Origin of the sequence: Vibrio sp. B172a (genome assembly GCF_030248355.1) — a bacterium.
In the GTDB taxonomy this organism is placed as follows: Bacteria; Pseudomonadota; Gammaproteobacteria; order Enterobacterales; family Vibrionaceae; genus Vibrio; species Vibrio owensii.
Window position 1 is genome coordinate 40,575 of the sequence record NZ_JAHGAC010000015.1, and the last position, 16,973, is coordinate 57,547.

Below are 16,973 nucleotides of genomic sequence, written 5' to 3' on the forward strand. Positions count from 1 at the left end.
GCGATTAAGCCGGCATTTCGAATTCGCTTTCCATTCAGATTAACGGTACATACCGATGTCTTTCTGAATGTGTGCAGATAGGTCTTCTGCGTAGTAGCTGCGAGGTGCAGAGTTGTCTACGAAAAGAATATCTAGTAAGTGAGCAATCAATCCTTTGAAGTTAACCGCGTAGGTCTTCTTATCCATAGAGGTTGGTAAAGCTACATTTGTCATTTGCATTGCTTGTGCCATGATTGCCTCTCTTTAAAAGCAGTAAATTGTTTTGTTGGTTGTATATTAGTCATTTTTTCTCTGAGCAAAAAATGACAAAATTTGGTTATTCAGATTAGTTTTTCTTATAAAACAATTCCGTTACAAACCATAAGAATACAAAATCCAACTAACCGCATATTTATTCAATAAAGCGAATCTTTAGTTGAATAACTTGGATTTACACAGGTAAATCCAAGTTTATTTGCAACATTTAATTAACCAAATAATCTTTTGAAGGATTTTGAATTTACAAAATACTTAAGAGTTTTGATTAGTAATTTTAACGCTAGAGCTATTGGTTTCTTTGTTCCTATAGATAGAAGCAATAACCGCTGTCGTCATCACTGTCACTAGGAAAGTTAATGACCAAACCGTTGGGATTTCGTATTGCGTGCCAACCAGTAGCATCTTCACACCAATGAACATCATGATCACTGACAACGCTGGTTTTAGGTACACAAACTTGTCCAACATTGCTTGCAGTACAAAGTACAGAGAACGTAAGCCAAGCAGAGCAAACACGTTAGCCGCTAATACCAAGAATGGTTCACGCGTTACTGCAAAGATTGCAGGAATCGAATCTAGTGCGAACATCACGTCCATCACCGCAATCACACCAACAACGATCAACATTGGCGTTGCAACCCACTTACCTGCTTGTTTCAAGATCAAGTGGTTACCTTGATACTCTTCTGTCACCGGTAAGAATTTACGAATGAACTGCTCTGGGTATGGGTTCACCTCTTCTTCTTCGCCTTTATCTCGCGCCAGTTTAATACCTGTCCAAATTAGGAATGCTGCGAATAGGTAAAGTACCCAATGGTATTGAGCAAGTAATTGAGCACCTACTGCGATCATGATTGCACGCAGAACCAATGCACCAATCACACCCCACAATAGAGCGCGTGGACGCAAATGCTCAGGCACCTTGTATTGCGCAAAGATGATTGCGAACACAAACAAGTTATCGACACTTAACGATTTCTCAAGCAAGTAACCGGTTAAGAATGATATGGTCGCTTTTTCGTGCGTATAAACGCTATGAGGCGCGTAATAATCCCAAAAGAAATAGATAGAGCCTGCAAAGACAAACGCTAATAAGAACCAGAATACGCTCCAACCAATTGCTTTTTTCATGGTAATCACGCCGCCACGAGTCTGATAGATATCGAGAGCGACTAAAACCAAAGTAAATAGGCCGAATACACCGTACATTGTCAGTGATTCTTGCAGTGGAACAGACTGGGATAATTGGGTGGTATTTTCGATAAGAGACATGCTTCCTCCCATGCGGAAGGACATTATTCGGGCTGACCTTCCGCAAACAATACAAACCAACAGTCACATTACCCATGTGTCTGCTAGTCAATGAATGCGTTGGTCTCGTTGAAGTGATCACATGACGAATCAAGTGACACCTTTATTTACCGGATAAGCTGATGCTTAACGAGATGACGATAAATAAACTTGCGCTAACTACTCCCCAAACGCCGCCATCATACCCCTGCTTACGTCGATATCCAACAAAAAATCGTTATCGATAACAACAAAGAATTTTGTGAAGAATGTTTATCAACGTCATGAATTTGAAGCGGTTCAGATACAAAAAAGGAGCACTTATGCGCCCCTCATTTGTTGAATAGTCGGTCTTTAAAAACCAGTTAACGGTACAAAGTAAACCAGTGTTGACCAAACTGCGACCCAAGCAACGACAACCGCTGCGTCAGCCCAATCTTTTTTCCACATACTCTCTTCCCTCTTAATCGCATGTGCATCAGGAAAAGAGCAAAAAGGATACCAATAACGGTTATTGATTCTTCTGCGAGTAAAGTTTGTGACCTTGGTTCAAACAGTTTGGTTCATCCGTAAGTAATTCAATAAAGCAATCCGCCATAGAAAGGTTGCTGACGAAGCCTTCGCCTTTCATATCCAGCAGCGCCTCATAGCCCTCTTTGCCTTTCATGGTATAAGCAGACGAAGCACCACGATACCAAGCCTCATCGTCAATCTGACACCAACGCTTACCATCAAAAATTTGCAGGTTTTTAATACGTTGGCCTTTTGGAGCGTCTGCTTGGTATTCAAAATTCAAGTTATGTGTGTATGGGTAGCTGCCAGAACCGGTACCTTCAACGCCGTTGTTCAGTGCATTATTGATCGCGCCTTCTAATGCTAGGCGAACCACTTTACCCTGCACGTCATAACAACCGATTGGAACGGCAAATGGCAACAATCGTCCGGCAACATCTGCCACAGTAATATTTCCCGGATTGAGAGAAGTACGCACGCCTCCCGCATTATGAATTGCAAATTGAACGTTGTGGCCACGCTTGTTAAGCGCATACAAGAAAGAGTGTGCGACTGCCGGAGCAAGTTCGCTTCCACCAAATTCATCAGGAACACGCACATGACGTTTCTTCTCTGTCACATTGGCAATCACTTGTGACTGAAGCTTACGTACTCTCGGGATGTACTTATCGCTTAAGATCGCTTGTGTCTCTGGGTGCTTTTTACAAACGACCACGTTTGGTTGACCATGAATAAAGTCACATGCTTCTTCGAACACACCTTGGTCAAGCTGCTCATTTAGTGTCGAGTCCCAGAAAATTCGTCTTCCGAGTAGCAACTCATTTTGACCACTTAACATGTTCGCTTTGCCGTTTTCATCAAATTCAAGGACACAATGCCCCATGGTCAATGCGTGATAACCGGCTTGGACAACATAAGTATCGTTGACTTTAACACCATAAGGGTCGTCTTCGCCCAAACCGATTGCCGCAAAGTTACCTTGTAACCTATGGCTATGGCCTCCCACAATAATACCAATGCCATCCACTTGCGCTGCGAGCTCTAAATCCCCTTCATAACCTAAGTGACTCAAAAGGATGATGTTTTTGATGCCCGTTTGATGAATTTGCTCAACAGTATGTCTTGCCGTTTCAATAGCAGAGATGAATGGCGTATCGGCATCTGGGTTGGCAATGTCACTCATCTTGTCGATAGACAGACCAAAGATGGCAACTTTCTCTCCGTGAAACTCTTTCACCAGATATTGCGCGCTTTGAGTTGTCGTATCGAAGCTCAATACGTTATTGCAATCGCCCATGCGGTGATCTTTTGTTGGCAATTCATTTGATAGGTCCCAGTTACCGGCAAGCAACGGGAAGTTGGTACGCTGACAAAACAAAGCAACGGGCTCATTACCCATATCCAGCTCATGATTACCTAAAGCCATCGCATCGATGTTTAGCGCGTTTAATAAGTCGGCGTTTGCTTTGCCTTTAAATAACGAAAAATACAACGTGCCTTGGAAACAGTCGCCAGCATGAAGAAACAACATGCCCTGACCTTGGCGTAGAGCATCATCGCGAAGCTGCTCTACGCGCGTTGCAATACGTGAAAATCCACCAGCGCTCACGTAAGGCTCTAGTGTACGTTCGTTATCAATATTGAGTTTTAGCTGTAATGACGTTGGCTCAAAGTAGGAATGAGTGTCATTGATGTGTGCCAGTTTGATTCTGACTGGCTTATGATTTTTATTCATTGTCATCTTCTCTCTTTTCATTCCTTTTAATTATTAGAACTGAATCATGACAGAATCATGAATTTTATGAAACAGAGAAATTGTCATTTCATTTTAACGTGATCAAGATTCATCTTACGTACGAATTTGAAAGTGACTGTACGCCTCAACGGTCTGTATTCATAGGTTGATTGCTCTTAAATTTGTGAACTGAGCTTAACTTGCCTAAATCAATTTCATATATGCTTAGGAGAAGCAAAAGAACCCTCGATAATTCAAATAATTGCAAGGAGGAGTGAGATGAGACTAGAACGCATCGAAATCTCTGGGTTTAGAGGCATCAAACGCCTTTCACTCTCTTTTGACGAGCTGACAACTCTGATCGGCGAAAACACTTGGGGTAAGTCTTCCCTTCTTGATGCCCTATCCCTCGCACTGCCAGCTAATGGCTCGCTTTATCAATTTGAAATGACGGATTTTCACGTCGATTACGCCATTTCTCATCCACAGACGCAACACCTTCAAATCGTCTTGTGTTTCAAAGCTCAAGATAAGCAAGAGGTTAACGCCGGGCGCTATCGCCGGATCAAACCAACTTGGTGTGTAAATGCTGATAACGAGAACGTCATTTACTATCGCTTAAGTGCGACGCGCGATGGGCACCATATTACCACCAAATATGCATTTTTAGACTGTGATGGTGAACCTAAGCAGCTTCATCATTCAGAAAAGCTCGCAATTGAGTTGATGACGTTACACCCAGTGATCCGATTACGCGATTCGCGTCGATTCCCTCAGCCCAACCACATTAACGGTGAAAATAAAAACGCCCGCATTGAGAAGCGCATTAACAATACATGCCGTCGCTTGTTTGCCATGCCTGGCCATGTAAATAAAGGTGAAGTACGAAGCAGCTTAGATTCAATGCAAACCTTAGTGGAGCATTACTTCGCTTTCAGAAGCGTAAAAAAAGGCAACCCTCGAAAACCACGCGATGGACTTTTTTACGCCAGCCCTTCTTCAGACAAAGGCTTACCACAGTTTTTGAAAGAGACAAACAACAAACAATCACGTCTATTGTTAATGGGCTTGCTTAATGCTTACCTTCAAGCAAAAGGACCGACCGATTTAAGACGTTGTGCTCGACCGATTTTGATCATCGAAGATCCAGAAGGACGTTTGCACCCTACCCATCTCTCTCGTGCTTGGAGCTTGTTGCAACTTCTTCCGATGCAGAAGATTCTAACGACAAACAGTGCACGATTGCTTGGGTCGGTTCCTCTCGCCTCTATACGTCGTTTAATGCGTCTGTCTGACCGTACCATTGCAAAATCACTCAACACGAATCGATTCAGTGTCGATCAATTGCGTCGCATTGGCTTCCATATCCGTTTTCACCGTGCTGGTGCTTTATTTGCACGCTGCTGGCTTTTAGTCGAGGGCGAAACCGAGGTTTGGTTGTTCAACGAATTAGCACGTCAATGCGGGTATGATTTGGCCGCAGAGGGCGTGCAGATTGTTGAGTTTGCTCAATCGGGATTGAAATCACTGGTCAAAGTTGCGAAGGAATTCGGCATTGATTGGCACGTGGTGACAGATGGAGACCCTGCAGGTAAGAAATACGCCCATACTGTTCGCGCACACCTGGAAAATGACCAAGAACGTCATCGATTAACAGAACTTCCAGACAGAGACATTGAGCACTTCCTTTACAACAATGGCTTTGAATTATTCTTTAAGGACATTATCAAAGTTCCTCATGATCATCCCATGCCCGCCAAGAAAGTCGTGAGTCGTGTTTTGAAAAAACAGGCTAAGCCAGATTTAGCCTTAGCGATAGTCGCAAACTGTGAAGAGAGAGGCATGGAATGCATTCCTGTACTCCTTCGCTGGACGCTTAAACGCGTGGTAACCATGGCAAATGGCAACACGTGACAACTCGAAGACAAAAAAAAGCACACCAATTGGGTGTGCTTGTATCAAGAATCAGTAATTTTGATTAACGGTATTGAGCGGGATAAGTCTCAACACACAGCGGATACAAATAAGATCGGGGGTTCACTACTGTACTTGCTCAGCAAGCGAAGAAGTAGCGGCTGATTTCGCATGTAACCAAAGTCCTGTTGCTTTCATTAGGTAACCAAACACGCCACCTAAAATCAGCGATGGCACTACAAGTTGCCAATTGCCGTCTGCAGCAAAAGTCGCGCATGAGCCAATGAAAGTACCAGGGATGTACGCCAACCAAGCTTGCTTAGCTTGAATACACATGAAAAACGCAACCACAGCAGTAATTACATAGCCAAGAATCTCTAGCCCTGCATAAGTCGAACCGTAGATGATCACCATCGCCCAGAAAACACCACTCATGTTGGTGATTAAGCTAATTCCTAAGCCTTTCAAGCCACTTGTCGGGGATGCAAAGTAACTTGTACAACCAAGAAAGCCAGCCCAAGATAATAGGCCTAGGGAGATCGCGATCCAGCCCCACACGCCAGAGAGAATGCCAGTGGTAATAGAGATTGCTAAAAGTGTTGTCATGGTATTCTTACCCGCTTGCTAGTTTCGTACCGTTATGGTTCGAAAACTGCCTTCATACATTGAAATCAGGCAGTCAATACTAGGCATATAGATCGAATACTTCGGTGATTACGATCACATTAAAGTTCATATCGTTTCATTTTTTACACTTTAAATTTGACGCAACCGATAAATCAACAGATTTCGAAAATAACAAAGTCACAATAAATTGGGCAAAACGAGCAATAAATGACAAAAAAGGCCCTGCGATATGCAGAGCCTTTTCTAAGATACGATTATTTTGTTTCGAATATCGCTTTAAAGCACTGAAGGTTTACCCTTCATCATGCGTAAGCCTTCACGCTTAATGCAATCAACCAGCGGGTTTTCCGCCATATCGGCACGCCAGATAAATGACAACGTTCGATCCATCTTTAAATCAGGTACGTTCAATGCAACCAAATCACCGGCTTCGATGTAACGCTCTACATCAAGGTATGGCAGACACGTTAAGTATTGGCCATTCGACACTAAACTTCTAAGTACTGGCACGTGTTCATATTCACGCCATACATCCAAATCTTCAATAAGATGGTGAATTGAACTATCAAAAATCTTGCGAGTTCCAGAGCCGTGTTCACGCAATACCCATTTTGCTTGCTCTAGTTGCGCTAGGCTCACAGACGAGTTACGTGCAAATGGATGGTGAGACGCTGCAACTACGGTAAGATGGTCACGACACCAAATCTCTTGGTGTAAACGGTTGTCATCGCAGCGACCTTCAATAACGCCTAGGTCGTATTTGTAATCTAGAACACCATCAATGACTGCTTGCGTACTTTGCACGCCTAACGAAATTCGCATCTCTGGAAAGTCGTTATCAATGATACTGATAAGGTCAGGAACCAAGTGTTCTGCCGGCGTTTGACTCGCACCTAATCGAATGTGTCCACTCAGCAAATGTTGCTCATAAAATCCCATTTCGATTTGCAGTGCGTCTTGTAACAAACGCTTTGCTTTCGGCCTTAACCACATCCCCCAATGCGTTAACGCCATTTGCTTGCCTTGCCTTTCAAATAAAGGTCTGCCAAGCATTTTTTCTAACTGAGCGAGCGACATACTCGTCGCTGATTGTGTCAGAGCCAGTTTATCTGCGGCCTGGCTTACACTGCCGGTATCTGCAACTGCGTCAAAAACCGCTAATTGCTTAAGTGAGTAGCGCAAAGTTTCCTCCCTAATTGGCGAGTATTCACCATACTCTCGCAACCCCAAAAATACTGCGTTAATACGCAATGAAGTTCATTTTACCTGCCTTGAAAAACTTATCAAATAATTTGATGAGGATTCTAAATATTATCAATTTTACCTGTACCACTCGTCCGCTTAATCTGGATATGCGGTTCGGGAACACCGCAACAAAAAACAATAACACCTTCTCTTTCGAGCGCAGTAAATGCCTCGATTTCATTAACCAAGGAGTTTCTATGGAACCACAAACTAAGGAGTCAATATGGCGGTGACCAGCTCTCAAAATCATCAGTATTTCTCACCAAAAGAAATGATGGCTGAAGCTGAGAAGTTTGCCCTTAGCAAAGCAAACAAAACCAGCGGCATGACACTGGGTTTGGCAATTATGGCAGGCGCATTCATCGGTTTAGCATTCTTGTTTTACATCACAGTGACAACAGGTAGTGCGGACGCTGGTTGGGGGCTTAGCCGTCTTGCAGGTGGTTTAGCATTCAGTATGGGTTTGATACTCATCGTCATTTGTGGTGGTGAGTTGTTTACCAGCTCAGTGCTTTCGAGCATCTCATGGGCAAACAAACAAATCTCATTCGGCAAAATGTTGTCGATTTGGGGCAAAGTTTATGTAGGTAACTTCATCGGTGCGATGTTCCTACTTGCATTGGTAAGCGCTGCTGGCTTGTACCAGATGGATGCGGGTCAATGGGGTTTAAACGCACTAAACATTGCACAGCACAAGCTACACCACACATTGGTACAAGCATTTGCACTGGGCATTCTATGTAACTTATTGGTTTGTCTTGCTATTTGGCTAACGTTCAGTTCTGCAAATGCAATGACAAAAGCAGCGATGACCATCATGCCAGTGGCAATGTTCGTCAGCAGTGGCTTTGAGCACTGTGTAGCAAACATGTTCATGGTACCGCTAGGCATTGTAATCGCGAATTTCGCACCAGAAACTTTCTGGACTTCGGTTGGCGTATCAGCTTCTCAATACGCAGACCTAAATGTTGGCCATTTTATCACTGCAAACTTAATTCCAGTGACTCTGGGCAACATTGTTGGCGGCGCTGTGTTAGTTGGCTTAGCTAACTGGTGTATCTACCGCCGACCAGAACTAAAAGCAGCAAAAATTTCATCCATTACAAACACTACAACACTAACGTCAGTTAAGGAAAGCACTATGAAAAACGCATCAATTGTAAAAGAAATCATGAACCCGAGCCCAGTTACTCTGAGCGTAGAAATGCCAGTTTCAACTGCACTAGATACCCTATTGGACAACAATCTAATCAGTGCTCCTGTTGTTGACATCGACAATCGTTTGGTTGGTTTCTTCTCAGCACACGACGTAATGGTTGAATTGTGGTGCCAAGATTACATCCCAGCTCAAGAACAGAAAGTGGTAGATTTGATGAGCCGTGACGTTGTAGCGATTGACGCTGGTGACCGTTTGGTGGATGTAGTTGAGTTCCTATGTATCGATAAAGAACAACTTTACCCAACAACAAGTATGGGCATGGCGACGCGCTTTACTTCTCTTTCTCTTGAAGAGCGTGCTAAGAGCATCAAAGTAAGCAAGCCACAAGTGCTTCCTGTATTAGAAAACGGTTTGATGGTTGGTGTAGTAACACGTAACGAAGTACTAAAAGCACTACGTCCAGTTTACGGCGAACGTCTAAACCTAGTTGAAGACAAAGTACTAGAAACTGCATAAGACTATTACAACGAATAACCAGCAACTAGCAAGACAAGTTGGCACCAATAAAAAAGCGCTCTATTTAGAGCGCTTTCTTCATTTATGTCGTTAAGAACGAGGTATAGCGAGAGGAGCTAGAAGTTACTTCTTAACACCTTCGATGTGCAGTTCCATATCAACGTAGCTTGAAGAACCCATTACTGGGATTTCAAAATCAGCAAGCTCAAGACGAGTTTGACCAATGAAGCCTGCACGCTCACCACCCCATGGGTCGTTACCTGCACCAACAAATTCCGCTTCGATTGTGATTGGTTTCGTTACACCATGAAGAGTAAGGTCACCCGTTACGTCTAGTTTACCGTCACCTTTGTCTACAACTTTTGTACTCTTGAACGTCGCTTCGCTGTATTTACCTGCGTCGATGAAATCACCGCTACGGATGTGCTTGTCACGCTCAGCATGGTTTGAGTCAAGGCTTGTCGTATCAACCACTACGTTTACTTTAGAGTCAGCGATGTTGTTTTCATCAAAAGAAAAGTCACCAGAAAATGTATTAAAACGACCTTTGATGAAACTGTAACCTAGGTGGCTAACTTTGAAGTTGATTGATGCGTGAGCACCTTTAGTATCGATAACATAATCTGCAGCGTTAGCACCAAATGGTAGTGCCATAGCGATTGCTAATCCTGTAGCGAAAAGTGACTTTTTCATTTTGAAGCTCCTAACATTTTTCTTAATGTGTTGTCTTTATCGATAAAGTGATGTTTGAGTGCAGCAGCAGCATGCAATCCAGCCATTAGGATCACAGCCCAAGCTGCATAAAAGTGGATTTCACCTGCAATGTCTGATTGACCAGGGAATAACTCCCCTGCGCTTGGTACGGTAAACCAGTTAAATACTTCGATACCGCGACCATCAGATGTTGAAATGAGGTAACCTGAAACAAAGATAGTAATAAGCAACAGGTACATAACCCCATGTGCGGCTTTTGCTGCAAATACCTCGTAAGGTTTACCTTCTACTTTTGGTGACGCCGTCACATGTTTCCATACGATGCGACCTAAAGTGAGTATTGCCAGTAAAATGCCCACAGAGCGGTGATAATGTGGTGCGGTTTGGTACCATTCACTGTAGTAGCTTAAATCGACCATCCACAGACCCACAGCAAACAAGCCGATAATGCAAAGCGCTGAAATCCAATGCATCGCTCTCGCCGGCACGTTGTAGTTCTTTACCAGTGTTTCCATCTCACGTTCCTAGATATCTTCCTAAGTTGATGTTGAGCAAGAAACACAACATTAACTTATTTGCCTTGTATGCAACAGATTATTTACCATCCTTTACATCAAACCAATAATACCTTTTTAAACAACTTGTTCGAAAAATTAGAAGGAACTTCAAACCATTTAAAAATCGGACACTTAGAGTTGAACTTCTTGCTCTATCTCATACAGTTCATCCGTCATTTCTAACATGCGTCGTTCGATCACGGTTTTGGCGTCTTCGATGCCCTTGTTGTAGTAGATAGGCGCTAGTTTTTCAGTGATGAAGTCAATCAAAAACTCACTGTCGAACTGGCCTATTTCCACTTCCAACTCGTCTTGCATGTAATCTTGTATAGCTGTCGCCAATGCTTCTTTTTGTGCTCTTTCTAGTTTGATCATATTTTACCTGCGGAACTCTATTCTCAATTTTGATGTTTAGATCAAGAAGTTGCCTATCTAAATTAGTCTATCCTAAAAGGACTATGCTAACCTTTCGCCGTTCTATTTGTTAACCGTTAAGGGATATTCTTTGCTACTCGACTTAGTCATCCAAAGTGTCAATGATTTTCAGGACGATTGTCTCAAACTGTGTGAGAAGCATTATCCTGCGGTGCATAACCAAGGTATGAGTGAACACCACCTCGGCCTCGCATTTGCTCGACGCATGGAGCACACTTTTCGTCACTTTGGTCATAGCAGTGCCATTAAACCTATTGAAGTACTTGATGCCCCCGACCTGCCTCACCACTACCGAATCTCATCTGAAATTGGAACGGTTTGGGTATTGAGCCACCATTTAGTCAGTGCTGGTAACTCATGCCGAGAGAACCTGCTCTCTTCGATAACGGAATGGCAAAGTGAATATGGTTATGCGCTGCAGCCTAACGACCTATTGTTTTTAGTCAGCGATCATTGGATCAGTCGCAGCAAAACCAGCCGTGAGCTGTTGCACTGGTGGATGGGAGAATTACCAGAACCGATTAACGAGTATACAGAGCAAGGTATTACCCTGTTTACCAGCGAATCACAGCTGACTCATTCATTAGATACACGTTTTGGGATCAGCCCTTGTTACATCAAATTCGGCCACCCTTTACGACGTTCCAATAAACAACAACAGGTAAGAAAGTACATTCAGCTGTATGCGGTTTTACAGTGGTAGCATCAAATAGCAACGGGTAGATTATCAGTTCATTCAGCGATTTGTTTGAGGCGGGTCGATATTTCTGAGTGTGTTGAGCTATCTCGCTTGCCTTGCCTACGCTCCCCGCTTAGATTCAAGAAACTAAAGTAAAACTAGATGCACAACAATCAGTTAAGCATCAATACAGTGTCTTGGTCTAGGTTACAACAATAATGATGAGTATCTCGCAGCTGCTTAGCTGCATTTTAAAACAAGTAGATGGTCAGTACATCGCGCAATATAAACAGCTGACATTGCGAAGCGTGTTTCAACCTATTTATCAAAAAGATCTTTCCATTATCGGTCTAGAAGCCTTGGTTCGTATTAGTAACCAAGATGGCTTAATGATTCGACCTGACCAGTTCTTTCAATCCACTACGATTCCTACAGAAGATCAAATCAACGTTGAGCGACTAAGCCGTCTCATTCACATCAGTAACTTTGGTCAATCCAAGTTTCGCAATAAAAAGCTCTTTCTCAACGTTCTACCAAAAGCAGCAGAAATGCTCGCAAAAGACATTTCCTATAGCAACTTATTAAAGCAGTCCATTATTGAAGCGGATTTGTGCCGTGAACAGATTGTGATGGAATTGGTAGAGCTCGATGCGAGCGACGAAAACTTCTTATACAAAGCAACAAAAGAGCTAAGCGATAACGGCTATTTATTGGCAATAGACGATTACGGCATTGATGCTTCAACAATAGAACGCGTTAGATGTGTAAAACCCAACATCATTAAAATCGATCGTTCGCTGTTATTGAGATATGAGAATGGTGATTTTTCTTGTTTGATGGAAGCGTTGTCTTTGGCAAAAGATATTCGCTCAAAAACCGTTATAGAAGGAATTGAAACCGAGCATCAACTTAACTTAATGAAAAAGCTCGGTTTCGATATGTATCAAGGCTACTTATTGGCAATGCCACAAACGCTTGAAGCCTACCGGGAAGCAAAGACGGCGTAATCAGAGTTACTGATGAATGCCATCATCTTTTTATTTTCGGTTCTTACCACGGTTTTTATGAATCGCCAGTTTCGCCTTCATCTTACGTTTTTCTGATGAACGACTCTTACGACGACCACCGCCATTGCGCTCCGGTTCAACCTCTTCAATTAAACTCGGTTCAAAACCTTCCAACCATTCTTGCGGCAAACGTTGGTCAAGCAGGTTTTCGATAGCATGCAATAGATACTCTTCATCGCGGCTCATCAAAGAAACAGCCAAACCAGATTTACCTGCGCGACCAGTACGACCGATGCGGTGAACATAATCTTCGGCTTTGAACGGCATGTCGAAGTTCACCACTTGCTCTAACTCTTGAATGTCCAAACCACGAGCCGCCACATCTGTCGCGATCAGCGCACGTACTTTGCCTTCTTTGAATTCATCAAGTGCACGTTGACGAGCACCTTGTGATTTATCACCGTTAATAGAAACCGCTTTGATGCCATCCAGTTTAAGCTCTTTGGCCAACTCATCACTGCCTTGTTTGGTTTTTGTAAACACCAACACTTGCTGCCAGTTACGAGAACCAATTAAGTAAGCAAGTAGCTCACGCTTGCGCTTTTTATCGACTGGATAAACCATCTGCTTAACAGTTTCTGCTGTCGTGTTTGCTGGCGACACTTCCACTTCAACCGGAGAGTCCATCAGTTTGTACGCGATGGTTTTGATGCGCTTTTCAAATGTTGCTGAGAACAACATGATCTGTTTATCTTGAGGTAGACGACGAAGAATGCGTTGCAGATCTGGCCAGAAGCCCATGTCTAACATGCGGTCTGCTTCATCAAGCACGAGAACGCCTGTTTTAGAGATGTTTACATTGCCGTTAAACAAGTGATCAAGCAAGCGACCAGGCGTCGCGATCAGAATGTCTACGCCCTCTTCCAGCTTTCTCTTTTGTACACCAATGCTCGTACCACCATAAACACAAACAATTTTAAGGTCAGTGTTTGCTGAGTACTGCGTCAGGTTATCCATCACTTGTTGAGCAAGTTCACGCGTTGGCACAAGAATCAGTGCTTGCGGTGTTCCGTTTCGTTTCTTTTGCTGAACCGTTTGAATGATCGGCAAACCAAATGCAGCCGTTTTACCTGTACCGGTTTGAGCGGCAGCCAGTAGATCTTTACCTTCCAACACATGTGGAATCGACTTTTCCTGAACAGGAGTCGGGGTAATGATATTCATACCGCTTAGGGTATCAACCAACTGTTGTTCAATGCCAAGATCAGCGAAATTAACGGACATGATAAACCTCATAATTTTTGGAGCGCAGAGTTTACCAGAGCCCCTTTGGTCATACTACCTTTAGCAGTCAAGACGTTATGAATTAATTAACTGTTGATGATACTCAGCGGATTGACTCAACACATCTTGATATAGCGCAGCAAATTTCGCTTCCAATTGCTCATATTCATTGTCCAAAACTTCGAACGTTGTCGTTAAGTCAGCCATTCTTGGGCTTCTTTGGGACATCCGATGAAGGGCAAACTCGATGTTTTCTAAGTCTTGATATGACTGTAGCCAACCACCACTCCACATTCGGCTGTGAAGCATTAAAAATCGCGGAGGAAGGTCGTCAGAGATTTGTTTATTCACTTCGCAATACGCATAACGAACGAAGGAATCTAAAGATTGAGGGCTGAATGTGCGCCAGTGTTTCGCTAAACAATGGTCCCAAAACATATCAAGTGCAATGGGTGCGAAACGTCGAGCAACACCTGTGAAGTGCGGTTTACATTCTTCAACAAGAGCATGATGGTCGGTAATACGATCAACGAAACGGTGGAGTTTGATGCCATTGGAAATATCAGTCTGATATTGCTTGCTTGGATCTCCCTTTACGAAATCTCCAAGCAAGTTTCCCATTAAATGGCTATTACAGTTATCTGCAATATGCAGGTGGGCTAGAAAGTTCATTAGACGCTGTGAGTGGCCTTTTGGCTCGTCTTACATGAACTTAGTATAACGTCTGTTGTGACGCGATGAGAGTACTAATTGTACTTATTCGGCTTCGTCTTCTGAGCCAATGTAGTCCGACAGGATAATACCAATTTCAAGAGCATCTAGCATCTCTAGGCATTCGTCGTTTTGATATTGGTCGCTCACTGTGACCTCCTTTTGTTTTACATCTCCTGAAGCTGCTTGCTTCAATCTTTACTGCCATTTCTTTTCTTCATCGATGACAGCAACTCCTTTTTATAGCCTTTATATGACACATTCATGACAGCGAGAAGTAAAGTTTTAGAAAGCTATGACAGAAATCATAAGTAAACGTTTGCTCTAATAACCCGTCCTCGTTCACCAATTGCATTAAATTGCACTCAGTCTTTCTTTAACAAACTGTCAATTTTTATTTAGTTTTTTGTCATTTATGGAGACAACGTACCGTTATAAGCGATCATAGATCTCATATTTTGAAATCTATCAACGTCTCGTTACATATTTTGCTGATAACCATCGCATATTTTGTTTCGATATATCTCTAAGTTTGTTCATCCCCTTTTCATCTCAAATGGAGCTATAAATGAGAGAAGTTGAGTTTAGAACGATAGACAAGTTATTTATAAAGATGTCTATCAACGACAAAATGTGGGTCATTTTCCTTCTATTCCTAGTGACTTTAACTTCAGTGGCGGGAAGCCGTTATTTCAATGATATTCAACAGTTTGAGCAGCAATCTATCCTTGCGGCAGAAGCGAAGCTCTCAGGCATAGTTCAAGCTCAAGTACAAAACGTAGCCAGCGTGAATGGCGTGGTAAACGTAAGCAACGTTAATGATGCCAAATTCAACAACGGCACCGTTACGGTTTATGCGAAGCTGAATTCCGGTCAGGCAATCCAACTGACAGAAAACCTTTCACGCCAATTTGAGCAAGCAAAATCTGACGCTTTAACCTCTTTCCTTCTTAGCTTGCTTTGGATGGTACCATTCGCCCTTTTCACCTATTGGGTTGCGACTTTCCTTGGTGGTGCGCTTTGGGTGCTATACACCACTACACAGAAAATTGGTGAAGGTGACTTAACTTCTCGCCTAGGTTTTCATCCGGGTCGTGATGAGTTTGGTACGATTGGTTGCGCACTAGATAAATCAATGGATACGCTGACAGAACTTGTCAACAATGTAAAAGACAATGCCAACACGTTAAGTGAGACATCCGCTGCGTTTGAGCAAGACATGAAGCTCAGTGAAACGCAAATCGCACATCAATACCAGACGCTAGATTCTGTTGCGACAGCGATGGAAGAGATGACGGCTTCAGCAAAAGAAGTCTCAAGTATCTCTCAGCAAGCTACTTTGCAATCAGATCAAGATGCTCAGCAAATCGAAAATAGCCGCAATCGAGTTCAAAGCGTCATTTCGGAAATCGAAACACTATCGAGTTACATCGAACAAGCATCCGCATCTGTTAGCAGTTTGAACGAAAACACGACACAGATTAACGATGTGATTACCACGATTAACGCGATTTCAGAACAGACCAACCTTCTCGCGCTAAATGCAGCTATTGAAGCGGCGCGCGCTGGTGAACAAGGTCGTGGTTTTGCAGTTGTCGCAGATGAAGTTCGTACCCTTGCTAGCCGCACACAACAGGCAACAGTCGAAATCCAAGCGATGATCGAGAAATTGCAAACGGAAAGCCAGAACATTGCGTCTATCACTGACCGTACAGTTCAACAAGCACAAACAAGCAGTCAGTTAATTGACGAAATTGGTGGTGACGTCACTGCAATTGCCGACTCTGCACGTTCATTAATGGACATGAGTATCCAGATTTCAACATCTGCAGAAGAACAAAGTGCCGTCGCGAATGACATCGCTTCTGAGCTGTCTGACATTCGTTCGCAATCCAATACTATTCGTGAAGTCGCCGAACAATCGACAACTGGTGTGGCAAACTTAACCAAAGCTTCTCAATCCCTTGGCGAAGTATTGAAGCGATACCGAACAGCCTAAAACACGAACACGCTAAAAAAGCTCCCAATGTGGAGCTTTTTTTATGCTCGATCAACGGCAACGGGCAAAAAGCAACCATTAGATTGCCGAGGGAAAGCGAGCGGAAAAATAATTAAATCAAGCGTTCAATGAGTGCTTGTTTAATTTACTTTGAAGTGAATCGAAATAATTCTCTGAATTCGACTAAAGAATGTTCAAAGGTTAGGTGTTCGGCTATTCTAGATCTTGCCAATTTAATTTTGCTGCTGGTGAACAATATGAATAATTACAACAAAACAAAAGACACTGAAGATCTCCAGTGTCCACTCTGCCAATGCGATGAATATCTGA

The 16,973-nt window shown here is 43.1% G+C and carries 15 protein-coding genes; 5 read left to right on the top strand and 10 right to left on the bottom strand.

Annotation, left to right across the window (positions count from 1 at the left end):
- Window positions 1-39: 39 nt before the first annotated feature.
- From KIT90_RS15990 to KIT90_RS16000, 3 genes are all read right to left on the bottom strand, one after another.
- Entirely contained in the window at window positions 40-231 is a 192-nt protein-coding gene (locus KIT90_RS15990; protein ID WP_005451745.1) for a hypothetical protein, read from the bottom strand.
- 279 nt (window positions 232-510) lie between these two features.
- Complete coding sequence (locus KIT90_RS15995; protein ID WP_285377497.1) at window positions 511-1,530, bottom strand: TerC family protein; 1,020 nt, start codon at window positions 1,528-1,530, stop codon at window positions 511-513.
- A gap of 529 nt (window positions 1,531-2,059) precedes the next feature.
- Window positions 2,060-3,802 (bottom strand): bifunctional UDP-sugar hydrolase/5'-nucleotidase, encoded by a 1,743-nt coding sequence (locus KIT90_RS16000; protein ID WP_285377498.1) that lies wholly within the window; start codon window positions 3,800-3,802, stop codon window positions 2,060-2,062.
- 273 nt (window positions 3,803-4,075) lie between these two features.
- Between KIT90_RS16000 and KIT90_RS16005 the strand changes: the two genes are divergently transcribed.
- Window positions 4,076-5,710 carry a DUF2813 domain-containing protein gene (locus KIT90_RS16005; protein WP_285377499.1) on the top strand — a complete coding sequence of 545 codons (1,635 nt, stop codon included), beginning with the start codon at window positions 4,076-4,078 and terminating at the stop codon, window positions 5,708-5,710.
- Between the two features lie 126 nt (window positions 5,711-5,836).
- Here the strand turns inward: KIT90_RS16005 and KIT90_RS16010 are convergent, their stop codons facing one another.
- Window positions 5,837-6,316, bottom strand: a complete 480-nt coding sequence (locus KIT90_RS16010; RefSeq protein WP_005441887.1) for a DUF1097 domain-containing protein — start codon at window positions 6,314-6,316, stop codon at window positions 5,837-5,839.
- A 297-nt stretch (window positions 6,317-6,613) separates the two neighbouring features.
- Complete coding sequence (locus KIT90_RS16015; RefSeq protein ID WP_005441888.1) at window positions 6,614-7,519, bottom strand: LysR substrate-binding domain-containing protein; 906 nt, start codon at window positions 7,517-7,519, stop codon at window positions 6,614-6,616.
- A gap of 286 nt (window positions 7,520-7,805) precedes the next feature.
- On the opposite strand from KIT90_RS16015, the gene focA reads away from it, so the two are divergent.
- Complete coding sequence (gene focA, locus KIT90_RS16020; protein WP_005441889.1) at window positions 7,806-9,257, top strand: formate transporter FocA; 1,452 nt, start codon at window positions 7,806-7,808, stop codon at window positions 9,255-9,257.
- Between the two features lie 123 nt (window positions 9,258-9,380).
- Here the strand turns inward: focA and KIT90_RS16025 are convergent, their stop codons facing one another.
- The 3 genes from KIT90_RS16025 to KIT90_RS16035 all read right to left on the bottom strand — a co-directional run bounded on the left by KIT90_RS16025 (window position 9,381) and on the right by KIT90_RS16035 (window position 10,903).
- On the bottom strand, window positions 9,381-9,950 hold the full coding sequence (locus KIT90_RS16025; protein ID WP_009704468.1) for a YceI family protein: 570 nt from the start codon (window positions 9,948-9,950) through the stop codon (window positions 9,381-9,383).
- On the bottom strand, window positions 9,947-10,486 hold the full coding sequence (locus tag KIT90_RS16030; protein ID WP_285377501.1) for a cytochrome b: 540 nt from the start codon (window positions 10,484-10,486) through the stop codon (window positions 9,947-9,949). Before KIT90_RS16030 ends, KIT90_RS16025 begins: the two co-directional genes overlap by 4 nt.
- 174 nt (window positions 10,487-10,660) lie before the next feature.
- Window positions 10,661-10,903 (bottom strand): DUF2164 domain-containing protein, encoded by a 243-nt coding sequence (locus tag KIT90_RS16035; RefSeq protein WP_005441892.1) that lies wholly within the window; start codon window positions 10,901-10,903, stop codon window positions 10,661-10,663.
- 130 nt (window positions 10,904-11,033) lie between these two features.
- Between KIT90_RS16035 and KIT90_RS16040 the strand changes: the two genes are divergently transcribed.
- Both KIT90_RS16040 and KIT90_RS16045 read left to right on the top strand, forming a co-directional pair.
- Window positions 11,034-11,666, top strand: coding sequence for a hypothetical protein (locus KIT90_RS16040; protein WP_285377503.1), 633 nt, complete (start codon window positions 11,034-11,036; stop codon window positions 11,664-11,666).
- Window positions 11,667-11,860: 194 nt separating this feature from the next.
- Window positions 11,861-12,649 (top strand): EAL domain-containing protein, encoded by a 789-nt coding sequence (locus tag KIT90_RS16045; RefSeq protein ID WP_005441895.1) that lies wholly within the window; start codon window positions 11,861-11,863, stop codon window positions 12,647-12,649.
- Window positions 12,650-12,679: 30 nt separating this feature from the next.
- Here the strand turns inward: KIT90_RS16045 and KIT90_RS16050 are convergent, their stop codons facing one another.
- Together KIT90_RS16050 and KIT90_RS16055 are read right to left on the bottom strand one after the other, a co-directional pair.
- Window positions 12,680-13,933, bottom strand: a complete 1,254-nt coding sequence (locus KIT90_RS16050; protein ID WP_285377505.1) for a DEAD/DEAH box helicase — start codon at window positions 13,931-13,933, stop codon at window positions 12,680-12,682.
- 75 nt (window positions 13,934-14,008) lie between these two features.
- A complete protein-coding gene (locus tag KIT90_RS16055) occupies window positions 14,009-14,605 on the bottom strand; it encodes an ACP phosphodiesterase (protein ID WP_285377507.1) in 597 nt (198 codons plus the stop codon).
- A 607-nt stretch (window positions 14,606-15,212) separates the two neighbouring features.
- On the opposite strand from KIT90_RS16055, the gene KIT90_RS16060 reads away from it, so the two are divergent.
- Window positions 15,213-16,643 carry a methyl-accepting chemotaxis protein gene (locus tag KIT90_RS16060; RefSeq protein ID WP_285377509.1) on the top strand — a complete coding sequence of 477 codons (1,431 nt, stop codon included), beginning with the start codon at window positions 15,213-15,215 and terminating at the stop codon, window positions 16,641-16,643.
- The last annotated feature ends 330 nt before the right edge of the window (window positions 16,644-16,973 follow it).

Bases quoted from the DNA above. Each gene is read 5' to 3' on its own strand.
- KIT90_RS16050 (WP_285377505.1), bottom strand. From the start codon at position 13,933: ATGTCCGTTAATTTCGCTGATCTTGGCATTGAACAACAGTTGGTTGAT.
- KIT90_RS16010 (WP_005441887.1), bottom strand. From the start codon at position 6,316: ATGACAACACTTTTAGCAATCTCTATTACCACTGGCATTCTCTCTGGC.
- focA (WP_005441889.1), top strand. From the start codon at position 7,806: ATGGCGGTGACCAGCTCTCAAAATCATCAGTATTTCTCACCAAAAGAA.
- KIT90_RS16000 (WP_285377498.1), bottom strand. From the start codon at position 3,802: ATGACAATGAATAAAAATCATAAGCCAGTCAGAATCAAACTGGCACAC.
- KIT90_RS16055 (WP_285377507.1), bottom strand. From the start codon at position 14,605: ATGAACTTTCTAGCCCACCTGCATATTGCAGATAACTGTAATAGCCAT.
- KIT90_RS16045 (WP_005441895.1), top strand. From the start codon at position 11,861: ATGATGAGTATCTCGCAGCTGCTTAGCTGCATTTTAAAACAAGTAGAT.
- KIT90_RS16035 (WP_005441892.1), bottom strand. From the start codon at position 10,903: ATGATCAAACTAGAAAGAGCACAAAAAGAAGCATTGGCGACAGCTATA.
- KIT90_RS16005 (WP_285377499.1), top strand. From the start codon at position 4,076: ATGAGACTAGAACGCATCGAAATCTCTGGGTTTAGAGGCATCAAACGC.
- KIT90_RS16025 (WP_009704468.1), bottom strand. From the start codon at position 9,950: ATGAAAAAGTCACTTTTCGCTACAGGATTAGCAATCGCTATGGCACTA.
- KIT90_RS16060 (WP_285377509.1), top strand. From the start codon at position 15,213: ATGAGAGAAGTTGAGTTTAGAACGATAGACAAGTTATTTATAAAGATG.
- KIT90_RS16030 (WP_285377501.1), bottom strand. From the start codon at position 10,486: ATGGAAACACTGGTAAAGAACTACAACGTGCCGGCGAGAGCGATGCAT.
- KIT90_RS15990 (WP_005451745.1), bottom strand. From the start codon at position 231: ATGGCACAAGCAATGCAAATGACAAATGTAGCTTTACCAACCTCTATG.
- KIT90_RS15995 (WP_285377497.1), bottom strand. From the start codon at position 1,530: ATGTCTCTTATCGAAAATACCACCCAATTATCCCAGTCTGTTCCACTG.